Genomic DNA, 19,077 nt, shown 5'->3' with positions numbered 1-19,077 from the left:
GTCGCCGCTACGCGCCTCGGCCTCGGCGGCCGGCGTGACGGCGTTGCCGTCCGCACCCCGGCGCCCGGCCGCCGCCTCAGCGGCTTCGCCACCGGGTGCGTCGGCATGGGCCTCAGCAGGGTGCGGGGCACCCTCGGGGACCTGGGCCCCGGTCTCCTGGTCGGTGGTCTCGCCGCCCGGCGACGCGGTTTCGGTCTTCGGTTCGGTGGCCTGGTCGTCCGGTGTCTCGGTGTCGTCCTCCGCCGCGGGGCGGGCGCCCTCCGGGACCTGGGCCCCGGTCCCCTGGTCGGTGGTCTCGCCGCCCGGCGTCGTGGTCTCGGTCTTCGGCTCGGTGGGCTGGTCGTCGGGTGTCCCGGTGTCGGCCTCCGCAGCGGGGCGGGCGCCCTCCGGGGCTCGGGACCCGGTCTCCGCCCTGGGCGTCTCGTCGCCCGGCGGCCCCTGGCCGGCCTTCGGCTCAGGGGTTGCGCCGCCCGACGCTTCCGGCTCCGGTTCGGCGGCCTCGCCGCCCGGGGTCTCAAGGGCGACGTCCGGCTTCCGGTCCGTCTCCGAGTCGCCCGCGGGGGTTCCGACGCCGGGCTCGGTGTGCCGCGGCCTGACGGAGGCCTCCGCGTCGTCGTTGTCGGGTCGCTCGGTGTTCACCGCATCGCTCCTTGCTGGGTCGTATCCCGCATCCCCTGCACGGGGGACGGCGATGGGACGCAGCGGGGGAGCGCGCGGTTCCCTGACAGGCGCCGGGGCGGATCAGGGGGCGTACTTCACTCAGTCGCCGTAGTCCGACATGGCATCCAGCAGCCGGGCGGACCTGGCCGGGACGGTCACGCCGTGGATGAGTGACGGAGACACCGGACGGGCATCGACGTGCTCGGGAATTGCCCAGTGGGCTGCCATCCGCGCACAGTCCCCGCGCAGCGACGCCAGGTCGCCCTCGAGGTCGGCCGGAGAGGGGGCATGGACCTTCAGGTTCGTCATGGCGGAACCGTAAGCACGTAGAGCCGCGCGAAGAAAGATCTACTATCGGGTAGTTTTGCCAACTTCAGAGCCCCGCCCGAACCCGGTAGCGTGAACTGTCAATCCGCCTCCCTCCAGGAGAGTCCCCGCCGTGCGCATCGCAGTCACCGGCTCCATCGCCACCGACCACCTCATGACCTTCCCCGGCCGTTTCGCCGACCAGTTCGTCGCGGACCAGCTGCACACGGTCTCGCTCTCCTTCCTGGTCGACAACCTGGACGTACGCCGGGGCGGCGTCGCTGCGAACATCGCCTTCGGCATGGGTCAGCTCGGCTCGAAGCCGATACTGGTCGGCGCCGCGGGCTTCGACTTCGACGAGTACCGCGCCTGGCTCGACCGGCACGGCGTCGACACCGACTCGGTCCGCATCTCCGAGACCCTGCACACCGCCCGCTTCGTGTGCACCACCGACGCCGACCACAACCAGATCGGCTCCTTCTACACGGGCGCGATGAGCGAGGCCCGCCTCATCGAGCTGAAGACCGTCGCGGACCGTGTCGGCGGCCTCGACCTGGTCCTGATCGGCGCCGACGACCCGGAGGCGATGCTCCGCCACACCGAGGAGTGCCGCTCCCGCTCCATCCCGTTCGCCGCCGACTTCTCCCAGCAGATCGCCCGCATGGACGGCGAGGAGATCCGGATACTGCTGGACGGGGCGACGTACCTCTTCTCCAACGAGTACGAGAAGGGCCTCATCGAGTCCAAGACCGGCTGGACCGACGAGGAGATCCTGGCCAAGGTCGGGTACCGCGTCACCACCCTCGGCTCGCGCGGCGTCCGGATCGAGCGGGTGGGTGAGGACCCGGTCGAGGTCGGCTGCCCGGAGGAGGAGCGCAAGGCCGACCCCACCGGCGTCGGCGACGCCTTCCGCGCCGGCTTCCTCTCCGGCCTGGCCTGGGGTGTCTCCCTGGAGCGCGCCGCCCAGGTCGGCTGCATGCTCGCCACCCTCGTCATCGAGACGGTCGGCACCCAGGAGTACCAGCTGCGCCGCGTCCACTTCATGGACCGCTTCACCAAGGCGTACGGCCACGACGCCGCCGCCGAGGTCCGGGCGCACCTCGCCTGATCAGGACACCCGGCGGACCACGTACGCCGACCCGTGGTCCGCCGGTTCCTCACCGACGTACTCCTGCCCCCGCATCTCGCACCACGCGGGAATGTCCAGCCGGGCGGCCTCGTCGTCCGAGAGGACCCGCACCGTGCCGCCCACCGGCACGTCCCCGATGACCTTGGCCAGCTCGATCACCGGGATCGGGCACCGCTTGCCGAGCGCGTCCACCACCAGCTCCTCGGCCCGCACCACGGTCGCCGGAGCCGGTGCCCCGAGCTTCTCCCGCACCCCGGCCACCGCCCCCGGAAGCACCGTCAGGAACCGCTCGACGTCCTCCTCCGCCGTCCCCGGCGGCAGCGACACCCGCACGTTCCCCTCGGTCAGCACCCCCATCGCCTTCAGCACATGGCTCGGCGTCAGCGTGCTGCTCGTGCAGGACGATCCGGACGAGACGGAGAAGCCCTCCCGGTCCAGCTCGTGGAGCAGAGCCTCTCCGTCGACATAGAGACAGGAGAAGGTGACGACCCCTGGCACCCGGCGGTCCGGATCGCCGACCACCTCCACGTCCGGCACCAACTCCGGTACCCGCGCCCGGATCCGCTCCGTCAGCTCCCGCAGCCGTACCGCCTCCCGGGCCGCCTCCGCGCGCACCGCCCGCAGCGAGGCCGCCGCGGCCACGATGGCCGGAAGGTTCTCGAACCCGGCCGCCCGCCCCGACTCCCGCTCGTCCACGGCCCCTTGGGGCGCGAACCGGACACCTTTGCGGACCACGAGCAGCCCGACCCCGGACGGCCCGCCCCATTTGTGGGCACTCGCCGCCAGCAGCGACCAGTCGCCCTCGACCCGCCCCCAGCCGAGCGACTGGGCCGCGTCCACCAGCAGCGGCACCCCGGCCGCCCGGCACACCTCGGCCACCGCCGCCACCGGCTGCTCGGTCCCCACCTCGTGGTTGGCCGACTGCAGACAGGCCAGCGCGGTGTCCGGGCGCAGCGCCTTCGCGTACGACTCGACGCTCACCGCGCCCGTACGCAGCACCGGCACCCGGGTCACCGTCCCGCCGTCCGCCTCGAACACCTCCGCCGAATGGAGTACCGAGGAGTGTTCGACCGCTGACACGATCAGGTGACGTCCGGTCCGCCGACGACCCGCCAACGCGCCCGCGACACCGCTGTGCACGGCACGGGTGCCCGATGAGGTGAACACCAGCTCGTCGGCCCGACACCCCACAACCTCGGCAGCCGCCTCCCGCGCGGCATCCAGCAGGATCCGCGCCTTCCGCCCTTCCCGGTACAGGCGAGAGGGATCGGCCCACCCCTCGTCGAGCGAGGCCAACAGCGCCTGACGGGCAACAGGATGAAGAGGAGCGGCGGAGGCGGCATCGAAGTAGGACATACGGCAACGTTAAAGCGTCCGGCAAGTCACGAAGGGGCGCGGGACTGTGCCGATATGCGGCTCCGCCGCGGGGCGCGACCAGCCACGACGATCCGGCACTCGCCAAACCACCCGAACCCCCGAGCAACTAGGCGCTTTCGGGTGACCCGTAGCGCGTATGCCACCCTCCCCGCGAACCCCCGGAGGGCGTCGGCTAGGGTTTGGTCCGCATAAACATCAAACCCCTGCCCGACGCAGGACGGCGACCGACCAGCGAGAAGGCCGCAGCCAACCGCGCGGGCGAGACTCTCGGGAAGGCGCTACGTGAGTCCCAACGGCTCCGACCGCTCGCCGCGGCGCCCGATGCGGCGGAAGCTGCTGCAGGCAATGACCGCGGGCCTGGTCCTGGCGACCGCTACCGGTTGCACATACAAGGACTTCCCCCGCCTTGGTATGCCCACCCCGGTCACGGAAGAGGCTCCGCGGATCCTCTCCCTCTGGCAGGGCTCCTGGGCTGCCGCGCTCGCCGTGGGCGTGCTGGTGTGGGGCCTGATCCTGTGGAGCGCCCTGTTCCACCGGCGCAGCCGCACCAAGGTCGAGGTACCTCCGCAGACCCGGTACAACATGCCGATCGAGGCGCTGTACACGGTGGTCCCGATCATCATCATCTCGGTCCTGTTCTACTTCACGGCCCGGGACGAGACGAAGCTCCTGGACCTCTCCAAGAAGCCCGACGTCACGGTCAACGTGGTCGGCTTCCAGTGGAGCTGGGGCTTCAACTACATCGAGGACGTCCCCGGTTCCACCGGCAACGCCAAGACCTCTCCGGAACTGCTTGCCATTCCGGACCGGTTCAAGAAGGACTTCCCGGCGAACGCCGGCGGTGTCTACGACGTCGGTACGCCGGGCACGAAGAACCAGCAGACCGGCAACCCCGGCCCGACCCTCTGGCTCCCTGAGGGCAAGACGGTCCGCTTCGTCCTCACCTCGCGTGACGTCATCCACTCCTTCTGGGTGGTGCCGTTCCTGATGAAGCAGGACGTCATCCCGGGCCACACCAACGCCTTCCAGGTGGTCCCCAACCATGAGGGCACTTTCCTGGGCAAGTGCGCCGAGCTCTGCGGCGTCGACCACTCCCGGATGCTGTTCAACGTGAAGGTCGTCTCCCCCGAGCGCTACGAGCAGCACCTCAAGGACCTCGCCAAGAAGGGGCAGACCGGTTACATTCCCGCCGGCATCGCGCAGACGCCGCACGAGAAGAACCGGGAGACGAACAACCTGTGAGCATCCTCAACGAACCCCAGGGTGCCGCGGCAGCTGAGGACTCTTACGAGAACGAGCTGCCGGTCAGGCGCAAGCAGCCCGGCAACGTCGTGGTGAAGTGGCTGACGACCACCGACCACAAGACGATCGGAACGCTGTACCTCGTCACGTCGTTCGCGTTCTTCCTGATCGGCGGCGTGATGGCACTGCTCATGCGTGCCGAGCTGGCCCGTCCGGGCCTGCAGATCATGTCGAACGAGCAGTTCAACCAGGCGTTCACGATGCACGGCACGATCATGCTGCTGATGTTCGCGACGCCGCTGTTCGCCGGTTTCACGAACTGGATCATGCCGCTCCAGATCGGCGCCCCGGACGTCGCCTTCCCGCGGCTGAACATGTTCGCCTACTGGCTCTACCTGTTCGGCTCGACGATCGCCGTCGGCGGCTTCCTCACCCCGGACGGCGCGGCCGACTTCGGCTGGTTCGCCTACTCCCCGCTGTCGGACGCGGTCCGCTCGCCGGGCATCGGCGCCGACATGTGGATCATGGGTCTGGCCTTCTCCGGCTTCGGCACCATCCTCGGCGCGGTCAACTTCATCACCACGATCATCTGCATGCGTGCCCCGGGCATGACCATGTTCCGCATGCCGATCTTCGTGTGGAACGTGCTGCTGACCGCCGTCCTGGTCCTGCTCGCCTTCCCGGTCCTCGCGGCCGCGCTGTTCGCCCTGGAGGCGGACCGCAAGTTCGGCGCACACGTCTTCGACGCCGCCAACGGCGGAGCACTACTGTGGCAACACCTCTTCTGGTTCTTCGGCCATCCAGAGGTGTACATCATCGCCCTGCCGTTCTTCGGCATCATCTCCGAGGTCATCCCGGTCTTCTCCCGCAAGCCGATGTTCGGCTACATGGGTCTGATCGCCGCGACCATCTCGATCGCCGGCCTGTCCGTGACCGTGTGGGCGCACCACATGTACGTCACCGGCGGTGTGCTGCTGCCGTTCTTCTCCTTCATGACCTTCCTGATCGCGGTCCCGACCGGTGTGAAGTTCTTCAACTGGATCGGCACCATGTGGAAGGGCTCGCTGTCCTTCGAGACCCCGATGCTCTGGGCCGTCGGCTTCCTGATCACCTTCACGTTCGGTGGTCTGACCGGTGTCATCCTGGCGTCGCCGCCGATGGACTTCCACGTCTCCGACTCGTACTTCGTGGTGGCGCACTTCCACTACGTGGTCTTCGGTACGGTCGTCTTCGCGATGTTCTCCGGCTTCCACTTCTGGTGGCCGAAGATGACGGGCAAGATGCTCGACGAGCGCCTCGGCAAGATCACCTTCTGGACGCTGTTCGTCGGCTTCCACGGCACCTTCCTGGTGCAGCACTGGCTGGGTGTCGAGGGCATGCCGCGTCGTTACGCGGACTACCTCGCGGCCGACGGTTTCACCGCGCTGAACACGGTCTCGACGATCAGCTCGTTCCTGCTCGGCCTGTCGATCCTGCCGTTCCTCTACAACGTGTGGAAGACGGCCAAGTACGGCAAGAAGGTCGAGGTCGACGACCCGTGGGGCTACGGCCGTTCGCTGGAGTGGGCGACGTCCTGCCCGCCGCCGCGCCACAACTTCCTCACCCTGCCGCGGATCCGCAGTGAATCCCCGGCGTTCGACCTGCACCACCCGGAGATCGCCGCCATGGAGCAGCTGGAGTTCGCCGGTCACGGCAGCAGCGCCATCGCGGGCAACAAGGAGGCCGGCAAGTGAAGATCCAGGGCCGGATGTTCATGTGGCTGAGCGTCTTCCTCCTCGTCATTGCGATCGTCTATGGCGTGTGGTCGAAGGAGCCGGCCGGTACCACGGCGCTCTTCCTGGCCTTCGGCCTGAGCATCATGGTCGGCTTCTACCTGGGCTTCACCGCCCGGCGGGTCGACGCGGGTGCCCAGGACAACAAGGAGGCCGACGTCGCGGACGACGCGGGCGAGCTGGGCTTCTTCAGCCCGCACAGCTGGCAGCCGCTCGCCCTCGGCTTCGGTGGCGCGCTGGCCTTCCTCGGTGTCGCGGTCGGCTGGTGGCTGCTGTACTTCGGCGTACCGTTCATCATGATCGGCCTGTTCGGCTGGGTCTTCGAGTACTACCACGGTGAGAACCGCACCCAGTAGCACGGCGCCGAGCGCTCAGGGAGCCCGGACCTCGTCACGAGGTCCGGGCTCCTTGTCTTTGGGCGCCACGACCGCGCCACGACCGCGCCACGACCGCGCCACGGGCCGTTCCCCCGTCCGCCTCACCCACCGCGCCGCGGCCGACAACTCTTCTTAGCGTGAGTTCATGAGAACCTCATCGCGCACCCGCACCGTCGTCGTCGGCTGCACGCTGCTGGTGACCGCCGTCGGCGCCACCGCGTGCGGTTCGCACGGCAATCCCCTGGCGGCGACGCCGTACGACGCGACGGACCAGCTCTCCTTCAACACCCCCGCCGGCGCAGGGAAGAAGGCCGACCCGGACAAGCCTCTGGAGGTCACGGCCGAGGGCGACGAGCGCATCACGGACGTCACGGCCACGGATGCGACGGGGCGCTATGTGGTGGGCGAACTCGCCGCCGACGGCAGCCGGTGGCACAGCACCTCACCGCTCGCCGCCGACTCCCGCTACACGGTGCGGGTCAGCACCGAGGACGAGGACGGGGCACCCGGTCGCAAGGTCCTCACCTTCGACACCACCAAGCCCACCGGCAAGAAGACCCTGGACGTCACCTTCGGGCCCAAGGCGGGCGAATACGGCGTCGGTCAGCCCATCACCGCCGACCTCAACCAGCCCGTCAAGGACAAGGCCCAGCGCGCCGTCGTCGAACGCGCCCTCAGGGTGGACTCCACGCCCGCCGTGGACGGCACCTGGTACTGGGTGAGCGACAAGCAACTCCACTTCCGTCCCAAGGACTACTGGCCCATCCACGCCACCGTCCAGGTGCACAGCAACCTGGAGGGCATCAGGGTCGGCGACCGGCTGTGGGGCGGGAAGGCCAAGCCGCTGACGATCACCACGGGTGACCAGCTCCTCGCGGTCACGGACGCCTCGGCGCACTCCATGACGGTCTACAAGAACGGCAAGGTGATCAACACGATCCCGGTCACCACCGGAAAGCCGGGCTTCGAGACCCGCAACGGCGTCAAGGTCGTGCTGGAGAAGCAGTACTTCGTACGCATGAAGGGCACCACCGTCGGCATCGCCGAGGGCACCTCGGACTCCTACGACCTGCCGGTCTACTACGCGACCCGGGTCACCTGGTCCGGCGAGTACGTCCACGCCGCCCCCTGGTCCGTCGGCTCCCAGGGCTACGAGAACGTCAGCCACGGCTGCACCGGCATGAACGACAGCAACGCCCAGTGGTTCTTCAACACGGTCCGCCCCGGCGACCTGGTCAAGGTCGTCAACTCCAACGGGCACGAGATGGAGCCGTTCGGCAACGGCTTCGGCGACTGGAACGTCGACTGGGCGAAGTGGCGCACCGGCAGCGCCCTGACGAACGGCAGGCAGGACGGCCCGAAGCCGGAGGACGCGGACCGGCTCCGGCCGACGGCGGTATGACTCACCCGGGGTGCGGGCCGTGCCTCCTCCGCACCCCGGCCTCCTAGGCGCTCTGCAGCCTCTTCTGCCGCAGCAGGGACGCCAGCGCCGCCGCGAACTCCACGGGCTCCACAGGCAGCGTCACAGCGGCGTCCGCACGGCTCCACGTGGCCAGCCACGCGTCCTGGGGCCGCCCGATCAGCAGGAGCACCGGCGGGCAGTTGAACACCTCGTCCTTGATCTGACGGCACAGGCCCATGCCGCCCATCGGCACGGCCTCGCCGTCCAGCACGCAGACGTCGATGCCGCCCTTGTCCAGCTCGCTGACGACAGCGGCGGGCGTGGCGCACTCCACGAACTCGACCAGGGGGACGTCGGGAGCCGGCCGGCGTCCCGTGGCGAGCCGGACCTGCTCGCGGGTGTTGGAGTCGTCGCTGTAGACCAGCACCGTGGCGGTCGGCTGCATTGTTCCTCCGAGACGTCAGCGTCGTACGGACAGGACCGATGCCGCGGATGCTACCCCTTCCGACACCCTGTCAACACTGGCTCGGACACGACTTCGAAGAAGGATCCGATGGGCCATCCGGGCAGTACACACGGTACGGACACTCCGAACGGCACCCCCCGGAGTGAGGGCGGGATAAGCGACCGACATAATGTCGGTCGTGGCGACAGCAACGACAGTAGAAACCGGGCACGCGCACCCGTCGGTCAACCGGCCGAACCTCACCAGCGTCGGAACCATCATCTGGCTGAGTTCCGAGCTGATGTTCTTCGCGGCCCTCTTCGCGATGTACTTCACCCTGCGATCGGTGACAGGGCCGGATCACTGGAAGCAGATGGCCGACCATCTCAACTTCCCGTTCTCGGCGACGAACACCACGATCCTGGTGCTCTCCTCCTTCACCTGCCAGATGGGCGTCTTCGCCGCCGAACGCGGCGACGTGAAGAAGCTCCGGGCCTGGTTCATCGTCACCTTCATCATGGGTGCGATCTTCATCGGCGGTCAGATCTACGAGTACACGAGCCTGGTCAAGGAGGACGGCCTCTCGCTCTCCTCCGACCCGTACGGCTCGGTGTTCTACCTGACCACCGGCTTCCATGGCATGCATGTGACGGGCGGCCTCATCGCCTTCCTGTTCGTCCTCGGCCGCACCTACGCGGCGAAGAGGTTCACCCACGAGCAGGCGACCGCGGCCATCGTCGTGTCCTACTACTGGCACTTCGTCGATGTCGTCTGGATCGGCCTCTTCGCCACGATCTACATGATCAAGTAGCCGGGCCCGATCCCACGTGCGTTCCCGTGACGCACATCCAAGAAGCATCGACGCAGAAGATCCTGACACCGGGGTAATCCGTGAAAAAGCTCTCCGCACGACGACGCCATCCGCTGGCGGCGGTCGTCGTCCTACTCCTCGCGCTGGCGGCCACTGGGGGGCTGTACGCCGTGTTCGCGCCCGCGAGCAAGGCGCAGGCCGATGAAACCGCCCAGTCCCTGACCATCGAGGAGGGCAAGAAGCTCTACTCGGTCGGCTGCGCCAGCTGCCACGGCACCGGTGGCCAGGGCTCCTCCGACGGGCCGAGCCTGGTGGGCGTCGGCGCCGCCGCCGTCGACTTCCAGGTCGGCACCGGCCGTATGCCTGCCGCCACCTCCCAGGGCGCCCAGGTCCCGCGCAAGAAGCCCATCTACACGCAGGCCCAGATCGACCAGCTCGCGGCGTTCGTCGCCTCGCTGGGCGCCGGCCCGCAGGTGCCGACGAGTGAGCAGTACAGCCCCGACGGCGCGGACATCGCCAAGGGCGGCGAACTGTTCCGCACCAACTGCGCGCAGTGCCACAACTTCACCGGCAAGGGCGGTGCGCTGACCGATGGCAAGTACGCGCCGTCCCTTGAGGGCGTCGCCCCGAAGCACATCTACGAGGCCATGCTCACCGGCCCGCAGAACATGCCGTCCTTCCCCGACACGACCCTGTCGGAGAAGAACAAGAAGGACGTCATCGCGTACCTGAACTCGGTCAACAGCGAAAAGACGGAGAACCCGGGCGGTCTCGAGCTGGGCGGCCTCGGGCCGGTCACCGAGGGCCTGTTCGCGTGGATCTTCGGGCTCGGCGCACTGATCGCGGTCGCCGTCTGGGTCGCCGCTCGGACCGCAAAGGCCAAGAAGTCATGAGTAGCCAAGACATTCCAGAAGAGAACCTGCCCGCTGAGCAGGAGACCGCGCACGGCGCGGTGAGCGTCGCGGACGAGAAGAACCCGTTCTCGGACCCCGGCCTGCCGCCCCACGAGCACCGGATCCAGGACATCGACGAGCGGGCCGCCAAGCGGTCCGAGCGCGTCGTCGCCCTGCTGTTCACGGTCTCGATGCTGGCCACCGTCGCCTTCATCGCCTCGTACGTGGCGATCCCGCACGACAAGTCGATCTTCGTCTTCCCGATCGGCCACCTCAGCGCGCTGAACTTCGCGCTGGGCCTGACCCTCGGTACGGCGCTGTTCTGCATCGGCGCGGGCGCGGTCCACTGGGCCCGCACCCTGATGTCCGACGTGGAGGTCGCCGCCGAGCGTCACCCGATCGAGGCGTCCCCCGAGCTCCGCGCGCAGGTCCACGCGGACTTCAGGCAGGGCGCCAAGGAGTCGGCGATCGGCCGTCGCAAGCTGATTCGCAACACGATGTTCGGCGCGCTCACCCTGGTGCCGCTGTCCGGCGTCATGCTGCTGCGCGACCTCGGCCCGCTGCCCCACAGCTCGCTGCGCCACACGCTGTGGGCCAAGGGCAAGCTGCTCGTCAACATGAACACCAACGAGCCGCTGCGTCCCGAGGACGTCGCCGTCGGCTCGCTCACCTTCGCCAAGCCCGAGGGCCTGGAGGAGACCGACGAGGAGTTCCAGACCGAGATCGCCAAGGCGGCCCTGATGATCGTCCGGCTGCAGCCGGACAACATCAAGGACAAGCGCGAGCTCCAGTGGTCGCACGAGGGCATCGTGGCGTACTCGAAGATCTGCACCCACGTCGGTTGCCCGATCTCGTTGTACGAGCAGCAGACGCACCACGTGCTGTGCCCCTGCCACCAGTCCACCTTCGACCTCTCCGACGGTGCCCGAGTGATCTTCGGTCCCGCCGGTCACGCCCTGCCGCAGCTCCGCATCGGCGTGAACGACGAGGGCTACCTCGAGGCGCTCGGCGACTTCGAAGAGCCCGTCGGTCCTGCATTCTGGGAGCGCGGATGAGCACTGCGACGAACGAAGAGTCCCGCTCGCGCGGGAAGGCACCGGCCGGCGAGCGCGTCGCCGACTGGGCCGACGGCCGACTCGGGATCTACTCCCTGGCCAAGTCCAACATGCGCAAGATCTTCCCCGACCACTGGTCGTTCATGTTGGGCGAAGTGTGCATGTACAGCTTCATCATCATCATCCTCACGGGTGTGTACCTGACGCTGTTCTTCCACCCGTCGATGAACGAGGTGGAGTACCACGGCAGCTACGTCCCGCTGCAGGGCCAGCTGATGTCCGAGGCGTTCAGCTCGACCCTGCACATCTCCTTCGACGTGCGCGGTGGTCTGCTCATCCGGCAGATCCACCACTGGGCCGCGCTGATCTTCCTCGCCGGCATGTTCGTGCACATGATGCGCGTGTTCTTCACCGGCGCGTTCCGCAAGCCGCGTGAGATCAACTGGCTGTTCGGCTTCCTGCTGTTCGTCCTGGGCATGTTCACCGGCTTCACCGGTTACTCGCTCCCGGACGACCTGCTCTCCGGCACCGGTGTCCGCTTCATGGAGGGCGCGGTCCTGTCCGTGCCGATCGTCGGCACGTACCTGTCGTTCTTCCTCTTCGGCGGTCAGTTCCCCGGCCACGACTTCGTCGCCCGGTTCTACTCGATCCACATCCTGCTGCTACCGGGCATCATGCTCGGCCTGATGGTGGGCCACCTGATCCTGGTCTTCTACCACAAGCACACGCAGTTCGCGGGACCCGGAAAGTCCGAGAAGAACGTCGTCGGCATGCCGCTGCTGCCGGTCTACATGGCCAAGGCCGGAGGCTTCTTCTTCCTGGTCTTCGGTGTGATCGCGGTGATCTCCGCGGTCGCGCAGATCAACCCGATCTGGGCCATGGGCCCCTACCGTCCGGACCAGGTGTCCACCGGCGCCCAGCCCGACTGGTACATGGGCTTCTCCGAGGGCCTGATCCGCTTCATGCCGGGCTGGGAGATCAACTTCTGGGGTCACACGCTCGTCCTGGGCGTGTTCATCCCGCTGATGATCTTCCCGCTGGTCCTGGCGGCGATCGCGGTGTACCCGTTCATCGAGTCCTGGGTCACCGGCGACAAGCGCGAGCACCACATCCTGGACCGCCCGCGCAACGCCCCGACGCGCACCGGCCTCGGTGTCGCCTGGATGACGGTGTACCTGATCCTGCTGGTCGGCGGTGGCAACGACCTGTGGGCCACGCACTTCAACCTGTCGATCAACGCGGTCACCTGGTTCGTCCGGATCTTCGTCTTCGTCGGACCGGTCCTCGCGTTCCTCCTCACCAAGCGGATCTGCCTCGGCCTGCAGCGCCGCGACCGGGACAAGGTGCTGCACGGTCGCGAGACCGGCATCATCAAGCGCCTGCCGCACGGTGAGTTCATCGAGGTCCACGAGCCGCTCAGCCAGGAGCAGCTGCACACCCTCACGGCGCACGAGCAGTACAAGCCGGCCGAGATCGGCCCGCTGGTCGACGAGAACGGTGTCGAGCGCAAGGTGCCGGGCACGCAGAAGCTGCGCGCCAAGCTCAGCGACTCGCTCTACGGCGAGGACAACCAGATCCCGAAGCCGACTGTCGAGGAGTACAAGGAGATCACGAGCGGCCACGGCCACCACTGATCGCTGCGCACGCCACGCCACGGCAGGGGCCCCGTCCGGTGTTCGGACGGGGCCCTTCGCCGTGCCCGGCGGCTGGATAGGGTGGAGCTCGTCGAGATCGGCGTCCCGGAATCCGGGACCTCACCCAGGAGCGGCTTATGAGCGCTGTGACCCCCGCTGGAGGCGACACCGCGGCGGGCCGTTCCTGGCCCGAGGTACTGAACGCCCTGCTGGACGGTCGTGACCAGAGCGCCGACGCGACGGCCTGGGCGATGGACCGGATCATGCGGGGCGAGGCGACCGACGCGCAGATCGCCGGTTTCGTGGTGGCACTGCGGGCCAAGGGCGAGACGGTCGAGGAGATCACCGGAGTCGTCCGGGCGATGTACGAGCACGCCAACACGATCGAGGTGTCGGGCCGCACGGTCGACATCGTCGGCACGGGCGGCGACGGCGCGAAGACGGTGAACATCTCCACGATGTCGGCGCTCGTGGTGGCCGGCACGGGAGCGAAGGTCGTCAAGCACGGCAACCGGGCGGCCTCGTCCGCGTCGGGCTCCTCGGACGTCCTGGAGAAGCTGGGCGTCAACCTCGACCTCACGCCCCGGCGGGTGGCCGAGGTCGCGGAGGAGGCGGGCATCACCTTCTGCTTCGCGGTGAAGTTCCACCCGGCACTGCGCCATGTCGCCGCCGCCCGCGGCCAGTTGGGCATCCGGACGGTCTTCAACGCCCTCGGCCCGCTGACCAACCCGGCGAAGGTCAAGTCCCAGGCGGTGGGCGTCGCCGACCCGCGCATGGCGCCGATGATCGCCGGCGTGCTCGCCGACCGGGGCAACTCCTCCCTGGTCTTCCGCGGCGACGACGGCCTCGACGAGCTGACCACGACGTCCACCTCCCACGTCTGGGTCGTCCGGGACGGCAAGGTCACCGAGGAGAGCTTCGACCCGCGGGACGTCGGGATCGAACTGGTGCCGGTCGAGGCGCTGCGGGGCGGGGACCCGTCGTACAACGCGGCGGTGGCACTGCGGCTCCTCGACGGCGAGACGGGCCCCGTGCGGGACGCGGTGCTCCTGAACTCGGCGGCGGCCCTCGTGGCCCTCGACCCGGGCCCCGGGACGCTGGCCGAGCAGCTCCGGGCCGGCATGGACAAGGCCGCGGAGTCCATCGACTCCGGCGCGGCCAAGCGGGTGCTGGAGCGCTGGGTGGCGGCCAGCAACGCGTAACGGAACCCGAGCAGCGGTCCCGCGATCCGGACACGGGTTGCGGGACCGCGATCACTTCACGTACGTTCCTTTTCAGGTCATGAGTGACAGTCATGAGGCCCCGGCCGACTGTCCGGCAACCCTCCGTCCGTGGCGGGGTGCCCCGGGTGAGGACCAGGCCGTGGGCAGCAAGGTCCACGGCAAGCGCGGACCCCTCGCACACCAGGGGTCCTGGTCGTCGAGGGAGCCTTCTGTGAGCAAGCGAATGCGATAGGGCGTAGAGCCCCGCCTCCGCGTACCCCTTTTCTCGTCCCCGCGCTTGAGCCGTGCGCGCTCGATGCCCGAGCCGTGCGCGCTCGCGTGGTGGTTCCGCCTTGCCTCTCACGGGAGTTCGCCATGTCTGTCTCCACCGCTGCCGCCGTCCGGACCATTTGTGCCCCGCTGCCCGTTCTGGGTCATGACGTCACCGTCCCGCTCGTCACGGGCGGCGAAGTCGCCTACGCCGCCCTCGACTACGCGGCCAGCGCGCCCGCACTCCAGCGGGTCTGGGACGACGTGGCCGCGTACGCCCCCTACTACGGCAGCGTCCACCGCGGTGCCGGCTACCTCTCCCAGCTCTCCACCGACCTCTTCGAGAACGCCCGGAAGACGGTCGCCGAGTTCCTCGACTGCCGCACGGCCGATCAGGTGATCTTCACCCGGTCCACCACCGACTCGCTGAACCTGCTCGCCGCCGCGCTCCCCGCCGACTGCCAGGTCTTCGTCTTCGAGACCGAGCACCACGCCTCCCTGCTGCCCTGGAAGGACGCCCGGGTCAGCTACCTCGACGCCCCGCGCAGCCCGCGGGAGGCCGTCGAGACCCTGGAGCGGGCCCTCGCCGACCGAGACCCTCACGGCCCGGCCCTCGTCTGCGTCACCGGCGCTTCGAACGTCACCGGCGAGCTGTGGCCCGTACGCGAACTGGCCGCCGCCGCGCATGCGCACGGCGCCCGGATCGTGCTGGACGCCGCCCAGCTGGCCCCGCACCACCCGGTGTCCCTGAAGGACCTCGACGTCGACTGGGTCGCCTTCTCCGGGCACAAGCTGTACGCCCCGTTCGGCTCGGGCGTGCTGGCCGGCCGCGCCGACTGGCTGCGCGCGGCCGAGCCGTACCTCGCGGGCGGCGGCGCCAGCCGCACGGTCACGCGGCGCGAGGACGGGGGAGTGGCCGTGGAGTGGCACGACGGCGCCGCCCGCCACGAGGCCGGCTCCCCGAACGTCATCGGCGCCTACTCCATCGCCTCCGCGTGCAAGGCGCTCACGGAGGCGGGCTTCGAGACCCTGGTCGCCCGCGAGCAGTACCTGATCGACACGGTCCGGGCCGGGCTCGCCGAGGTCCCCGAGGCCAGGGTGCTCTCCCTCTTCGGCGACGACGCCCCGCGCGTCGGCGTGATCTCCTTCGTCGTCGAGGGCTGGAACAGCTCCCACTTCGCGGCCGCCCTGTCCGCCGAGTACGGCATCGGCGTCCGCGACGGCCTGTTCTGCGCCCACCCCCTCGTCCGCACCCTGCTGGGCAGCGACCCGCAGTCCCAGGGCGAGTGCGGTGCCCCGGAGGCCGCGCCCGGCGAGAAGTCCCTCAACGCCGTCCGCGTCAGCTTCGGCGCGGGCACGCCGGACGAGCACGTCGAGCGGTTCGTGAACGCCGTGAAGGAACTGGTCCTGGACGGCGCCAAGTGGCAGTACCGCACCGAGGACGGGCGCTGCGTCCCGGCGGTCTGACCGCCGTACGGCACCGCCCGGTACGGGACAGGGAAGTGTCTACGCGGTGCGTGCGGCGAACGGCTCCACCGCGTGGACGTACAACGTCAGCCTCAGTTGTCCAGCCCGATCGAGAACGCCGCCTCGAGGTCGTGCTGCGAGTACGTGCGGAAGGCCACGTGCGTGTCCGTCGCCTCCACGCCGGCGATCTTGCTGATCCGCCCCGGGATGACGTCCGCCAGATTCTCGTGCTCCCTGACCCTCACCATGGCGATCAGGTCGTACGTACCGGTGACGGAAAAGACCTCGCTCACCGAATCCAGCGAAGCGATCTGCTCCGCGATCTCGGGGATCCGGTCCACGCTGGTCTTGATGAGCACGATCGCGGTGATCACGGCTGGTTCTCTCCCTCGGGGCCCGTCGCTGGGCTCTCACCCTACTCGCGGTCCAGCCGGCCCGGTCGTTCTGCCGGGGGTCCGGAGGCTGTCCCCCGGGAGGACACGGCAGTCGTCCGCCCGAACCGCACCCACGCGAAGAGGAAGCCCAGCGAGAAGCCGACCAGGTGGGCGAGGTAGGCCACCCCCGGCCCCTGGGAGGCGTGGCTCGCCGCCAGCCACTGCAGGGCCGCCCAGAAGGGCAGGACGACCCAGGCGGGGAAGCGCAGGGGGAGGAAGAACAGGAAGGGGAGGAGACTGGTGACACGGGCGTCGGGGAACAGGTACAGAAACGCGCCGAGCACCGCCGAGATCGCGCCGGAGGCGCCGACCAGCGACTGCTGGGACGCGTCGTTGGCGGCGGCGTAGCCGATCAGCGCGAGATAGCCGCAGCCGATGTAGAAGAGGGTGAACTGCACGCGGCCCATCCGCTCCTCGGTCATCGCCCCGAAGACGTAGAGGAAGAGCATGTTGCCGAGCAGATGCACCCAGCTGCCGTGCACGAAGAGGGCGGTGGCGGGGGTGAGGGCCTCTCGCGCCGGGGCGGCGAACAGGTCCGCCGGGACGACACCCCAGTGCCGGAAGTACGCCCGCTGGGCGGCGAGCAGCGCGTCCCCCGAGCCGTACGCCGGATCGAGCCCGGCCGCGGGCCCGAGCAAGAAGATCAGACAGCACAGGGCGATGAGGCCGTACGTCATCGGCGCCGATGTGCCCCGAACCGCTCTGAAGGTCCTGCCGGCCACCGCGCTCCAGTTGCTGATCATGAACACAGAGCATGACGTAACGGGACGCAGTCGCACAGACCGCCTCGCCGCCGTGGACGGACCAGCGGCGAGTACCCGCCAGGCCGTAGGGTTACGACCCACACGCGTCGGGCAGATGGCGCGTCACGGACACTAGAAGGAAGCGAACAGCCACGATGACGGTTCCCCTGCCTACCGCTACGACGCGGTGGCGCTGCACCCTCTGCGGCAACCTCACGCGCTTCGACGTGACGCGTGCGTCGAAGGTCGTCGAGTACGTCCACCTCGACCTGGCCGGTGAGCCGAAGGTGGAGGAGCGCGAGGTCGTCAGTGAGACCATCGAGTCGGTCCGCTGCCGCTGGTGCAACGCGGTGGACCAGGTGGAACTCGTGGACAGGCCGGGCGCCGACTCCTGACAGGAGCGGCCCCGCACAGGTATTGGGGTGTGACGGATGGTGGAGACCGCAGGCGGGGGGCCGGGCGACGGCACCGCCGAGGTGCTTGACCGTCCGCTGCCCGACGGTGTGCGACGGCGTGTCGTACAGATCGTCTCGGACGGTTTCGGCGGGCTGACCGTCGGCGAACTGCCCGCCCAGTTGCGGCAGTACGCCCGGTTCGCCCCGAATCGTCGGGCCAAGTTCGCCGGGAACGCCATGGCGGCGGCCCTGGAGACCGATCCGCTGTTCCGGCAGCGCATCGGGGAGAAGCTGAGAGAGGCTCAGCCGGAACTGGCCGGCGCCCTCGACTCCGGCTCGCCGCCCCCGGCCGCGGATCCGCTCGATGTGGCGGCCGCGGCCTATGTGCTGCGGCCCACGGGCTGGGTGAAGCTGGTCACCGCGGCCGGCGAGGAGGCCCAGCGGGCGGACGCCGAGCGCGCCGACGAGGAGAGCCGGGCCGAGCTGGAGCGGCTGCGCGAGGAGCTCGACCGGGCCCGGGAGCAGACCCGGGGCGAGACCGAGCGGCTGCGCGCCGAGCTGGAGGCGGCGAAGAAGGAGGCGGACTCGCTGCACCGCAAGCTCCGTGCGGCCCAGAGTGACGTCAAGCGCGGCGAGGCGGCCCTGCGCAAGGTGCAGGGCGAGATCGAGGCCGTGCGGGCCGAGGGGCAGGCGCAGGTGTCCGCCGCCGAGAGCGAGACCCGGCGCCTCAAGGCCCGCCTGGGGGAGGCCGAGGCCGCCCTGGAGGCCACCCGCAGGGCGGCTCGGGAGGGGCGCAGCGTCGAGGACATGCGCGTACGGCTGCTGCTCGACACCGTACTGGACGCGGCCCAAGGGCTGCGCCGGGAACTGGCGTTGCCGCCCGTGTCCGTACGCCCGGCCGAGACCGTGGACGCGGTCGAACCGGGACGAATGACCCCGAAGGACATCGCCACCCGTGCGCTGTCCGAAAACGATCCGGCCATCCTCGACCAGCTGCTCGCCCTGCCGCAGGCGCACCTGGTGGTCGACGGCTACAACGTCACCAAGACCGGCTATCCGCAGATGCCGCTGGAGAAGCAGCGTCTGCGGCTGCTCGGTCAGCTCTCGCAGCTCGCCGCGCAGACCGGCGCCGAGGTGACGTGCGTCTTCGACGGCGCCGAACTGGCCGCGCCCGTCCTGCTCGCCCCGCCGCGCGGGGTCCGGGTGCTGTTCTCCAAGCCGGGTGTCACGGCCGACGAGCTCATCCGCCAGCTGGTCCGCGCCGAGCCGCCGGGCCGCCCGGTCATCGTCGCCTCGACCGACCGCGAGGTCGCCGACGGCGTCGCCAAGGCGGGTGCCCGTCCTGTCGCTTCTGCGGTACTCCTCAAGCGACTGTCCTGAAGGTCAATGCGCGGGCGCAATGCCCGAATTGACATGGTTGCTGCGCAACGTTGCGTCAAGCGGGCCTCACTGCATGTGAGTTG

Annotated in this window: 18 protein-coding genes and 1 riboswitch; of the genes, 13 read left to right on the top strand and 5 right to left on the bottom strand. The window is 69.2% G+C overall.

What is annotated here, in order from left to right:
• Positions 1-759: 759 nt before the first annotated feature.
• Positions 760-969 carry a hypothetical protein gene (locus ACIPSA_RS01775; RefSeq protein WP_402627600.1) on the bottom strand — a complete coding sequence of 70 codons (210 nt, stop codon included), beginning with the start codon at positions 967-969 and terminating at the stop codon, positions 760-762.
• 130 nt (positions 970-1,099) lie between these two features.
• Between ACIPSA_RS01775 and ACIPSA_RS01770 the strand changes: the two genes are divergently transcribed.
• Positions 1,100-2,074 carry a carbohydrate kinase family protein gene (locus tag ACIPSA_RS01770; protein WP_402627597.1) on the top strand — a complete coding sequence of 325 codons (975 nt, stop codon included), beginning with the start codon at positions 1,100-1,102 and terminating at the stop codon, positions 2,072-2,074.
• Here ACIPSA_RS01770 and ACIPSA_RS01765 read toward each other — a convergent pair whose 3' ends face one another.
• Positions 2,075-3,451 carry a cysteine desulfurase/sulfurtransferase TusA family protein gene (locus ACIPSA_RS01765; RefSeq protein ID WP_402627594.1) on the bottom strand — a complete coding sequence of 459 codons (1,377 nt, stop codon included), beginning with the start codon at positions 3,449-3,451 and terminating at the stop codon, positions 2,075-2,077. It lies immediately after the preceding gene.
• A gap of 303 nt (positions 3,452-3,754) precedes the next feature.
• Here ACIPSA_RS01765 and coxB point away from each other — a divergent pair, with 303 nt between their 5' ends.
• The 4 genes from coxB (at position 3,755) to ACIPSA_RS01745 (ending at position 8,265) form a co-directional block, all read left to right on the top strand.
• Positions 3,755-4,714 carry a cytochrome c oxidase subunit II gene (coxB, locus tag ACIPSA_RS01760; protein ID WP_402627592.1) on the top strand — a complete coding sequence of 320 codons (960 nt, stop codon included), beginning with the start codon at positions 3,755-3,757 and terminating at the stop codon, positions 4,712-4,714.
• On the top strand, positions 4,711-6,447 hold the full coding sequence (gene ctaD, locus ACIPSA_RS01755; RefSeq protein WP_402627589.1) for a cytochrome c oxidase subunit I: 1,737 nt from the start codon (positions 4,711-4,713) through the stop codon (positions 6,445-6,447). Before coxB ends, ctaD begins: the two co-directional genes overlap by 4 nt.
• Positions 6,444-6,842 (top strand): cytochrome c oxidase subunit 4, encoded by a 399-nt coding sequence (locus tag ACIPSA_RS01750; RefSeq protein WP_402627587.1) that lies wholly within the window; start codon positions 6,444-6,446, stop codon positions 6,840-6,842. The genes ctaD and ACIPSA_RS01750 overlap by 4 nt, the downstream gene beginning before the upstream one ends.
• 166 nt (positions 6,843-7,008) lie before the next feature.
• Positions 7,009-8,265 carry an Ig-like domain-containing protein gene (locus tag ACIPSA_RS01745; RefSeq protein ID WP_402627584.1) on the top strand — a complete coding sequence of 419 codons (1,257 nt, stop codon included), beginning with the start codon at positions 7,009-7,011 and terminating at the stop codon, positions 8,263-8,265.
• 43 nt (positions 8,266-8,308) lie between these two features.
• On the opposite strand, the gene ACIPSA_RS01740 is transcribed toward ACIPSA_RS01745, so the two are convergent.
• Complete coding sequence (locus tag ACIPSA_RS01740; protein ID WP_402627581.1) at positions 8,309-8,710, bottom strand: hypothetical protein; 402 nt, start codon at positions 8,708-8,710, stop codon at positions 8,309-8,311.
• 190 nt (positions 8,711-8,900) lie between these two features.
• Here ACIPSA_RS01740 and ACIPSA_RS01735 point away from each other — a divergent pair, with 190 nt between their 5' ends.
• From ACIPSA_RS01735 to ACIPSA_RS01710, 6 genes are all read left to right on the top strand, one after another.
• The gene (locus tag ACIPSA_RS01735) at positions 8,901-9,521 is read left to right on the top strand and encodes a heme-copper oxidase subunit III (RefSeq protein ID WP_402627579.1); all 621 of its coding nucleotides are present in this window, start codon (positions 8,901-8,903) and stop codon (positions 9,519-9,521) included.
• A gap of 80 nt (positions 9,522-9,601) precedes the next feature.
• Positions 9,602-10,414: a c-type cytochrome gene (locus tag ACIPSA_RS01730; protein WP_402627576.1), complete on the top strand. Its 813-nt coding sequence runs from the start codon at positions 9,602-9,604 to the stop codon at positions 10,412-10,414.
• The gene (locus ACIPSA_RS01725) at positions 10,411-11,469 is read left to right on the top strand and encodes a Rieske 2Fe-2S domain-containing protein (protein ID WP_402627574.1); all 1,059 of its coding nucleotides are present in this window, start codon (positions 10,411-10,413) and stop codon (positions 11,467-11,469) included. Before ACIPSA_RS01730 ends, ACIPSA_RS01725 begins: the two co-directional genes overlap by 4 nt.
• Entirely contained in the window at positions 11,466-13,103 is a 1,638-nt protein-coding gene (locus ACIPSA_RS01720; protein ID WP_402627571.1) for a cytochrome bc complex cytochrome b subunit, read from the top strand. The genes ACIPSA_RS01725 and ACIPSA_RS01720 overlap by 4 nt, the downstream gene beginning before the upstream one ends.
• Before the next feature lie 137 nt (positions 13,104-13,240).
• Positions 13,241-14,305, top strand: a complete 1,065-nt coding sequence (trpD, locus tag ACIPSA_RS01715) for an anthranilate phosphoribosyltransferase (RefSeq protein WP_402627569.1) — start codon at positions 13,241-13,243, stop codon at positions 14,303-14,305.
• A gap of 75 nt (positions 14,306-14,380) precedes the next feature.
• Positions 14,381-14,497, top strand: a riboswitch (SAM riboswitch).
• Positions 14,498-14,680: 183 nt separating this feature from the next.
• A complete protein-coding gene (locus tag ACIPSA_RS01710) occupies positions 14,681-16,042 on the top strand; it encodes an aminotransferase class V-fold PLP-dependent enzyme (protein ID WP_402627566.1) in 1,362 nt (453 codons plus the stop codon).
• Between the two features lie 92 nt (positions 16,043-16,134).
• Here ACIPSA_RS01710 and ACIPSA_RS01705 read toward each other — a convergent pair whose 3' ends face one another.
• Both ACIPSA_RS01705 and ACIPSA_RS01700 read right to left on the bottom strand, forming a co-directional pair.
• On the bottom strand, positions 16,135-16,416 hold the full coding sequence (locus tag ACIPSA_RS01705; protein ID WP_402627564.1) for an Lrp/AsnC family transcriptional regulator: 282 nt from the start codon (positions 16,414-16,416) through the stop codon (positions 16,135-16,137).
• Positions 16,417-16,457: 41 nt separating this feature from the next.
• The gene (locus ACIPSA_RS01700) at positions 16,458-17,219 is read right to left on the bottom strand and encodes a rhomboid family intramembrane serine protease (RefSeq protein WP_402627562.1); all 762 of its coding nucleotides are present in this window, start codon (positions 17,217-17,219) and stop codon (positions 16,458-16,460) included.
• Between the two features lie 155 nt (positions 17,220-17,374).
• Here ACIPSA_RS01700 and ACIPSA_RS01695 point away from each other — a divergent pair, with 155 nt between their 5' ends.
• On the top strand, positions 17,375-17,614 hold the full coding sequence (locus ACIPSA_RS01695; RefSeq protein WP_402627559.1) for a hypothetical protein: 240 nt from the start codon (positions 17,375-17,377) through the stop codon (positions 17,612-17,614).
• A gap of 36 nt (positions 17,615-17,650) precedes the next feature.
• On the top strand, positions 17,651-18,994 hold the full coding sequence (locus ACIPSA_RS01690; RefSeq protein ID WP_402627556.1) for an NYN domain-containing protein: 1,344 nt from the start codon (positions 17,651-17,653) through the stop codon (positions 18,992-18,994).
• The last annotated feature ends 83 nt before the right edge of the window (positions 18,995-19,077 follow it).

Origin of the sequence: Streptomyces sp. NPDC086549 (assembly GCF_044746205.1) — a bacterium.
Classification (GTDB): domain Bacteria; phylum Actinomycetota; class Actinomycetes; order Streptomycetales; family Streptomycetaceae; genus Streptomyces.
Note: the sequence above shows the minus strand (reverse complement) of the source record. Positions and strands in the feature narration are given on the sequence as shown.

Excerpts from the sequence above, each read along its gene's own strand:
- ACIPSA_RS01735 (WP_402627579.1), top strand. The coding sequence starts at position 8,901 with ATGTCGGTCGTGGCGACAGCAACGACAGTAGAAACCGGGCACGCGCAC.
- trpD (WP_402627569.1), top strand. The coding sequence starts at position 13,241 with ATGAGCGCTGTGACCCCCGCTGGAGGCGACACCGCGGCGGGCCGTTCC.
- ACIPSA_RS01710 (WP_402627566.1), top strand. The coding sequence starts at position 14,681 with ATGTCTGTCTCCACCGCTGCCGCCGTCCGGACCATTTGTGCCCCGCTG.
- ACIPSA_RS01725 (WP_402627574.1), top strand. The coding sequence starts at position 10,411 with ATGAGTAGCCAAGACATTCCAGAAGAGAACCTGCCCGCTGAGCAGGAG.
- ACIPSA_RS01695 (WP_402627559.1), top strand. The coding sequence starts at position 17,375 with ATGACGGTTCCCCTGCCTACCGCTACGACGCGGTGGCGCTGCACCCTC.
- ACIPSA_RS01740 (WP_402627581.1), bottom strand. The coding sequence starts at position 8,710 with ATGCAGCCGACCGCCACGGTGCTGGTCTACAGCGACGACTCCAACACC.
- ACIPSA_RS01700 (WP_402627562.1), bottom strand. The coding sequence starts at position 17,219 with ATGATCAGCAACTGGAGCGCGGTGGCCGGCAGGACCTTCAGAGCGGTT.
- ACIPSA_RS01775 (WP_402627600.1), bottom strand. The coding sequence starts at position 969 with ATGACGAACCTGAAGGTCCATGCCCCCTCTCCGGCCGACCTCGAGGGC.
- ACIPSA_RS01765 (WP_402627594.1), bottom strand. The coding sequence starts at position 3,451 with ATGTCCTACTTCGATGCCGCCTCCGCCGCTCCTCTTCATCCTGTTGCC.
- ACIPSA_RS01720 (WP_402627571.1), top strand. The coding sequence starts at position 11,466 with ATGAGCACTGCGACGAACGAAGAGTCCCGCTCGCGCGGGAAGGCACCG.
- ACIPSA_RS01745 (WP_402627584.1), top strand. The coding sequence starts at position 7,009 with ATGAGAACCTCATCGCGCACCCGCACCGTCGTCGTCGGCTGCACGCTG.
- ACIPSA_RS01690 (WP_402627556.1), top strand. The coding sequence starts at position 17,651 with ATGGTGGAGACCGCAGGCGGGGGGCCGGGCGACGGCACCGCCGAGGTG.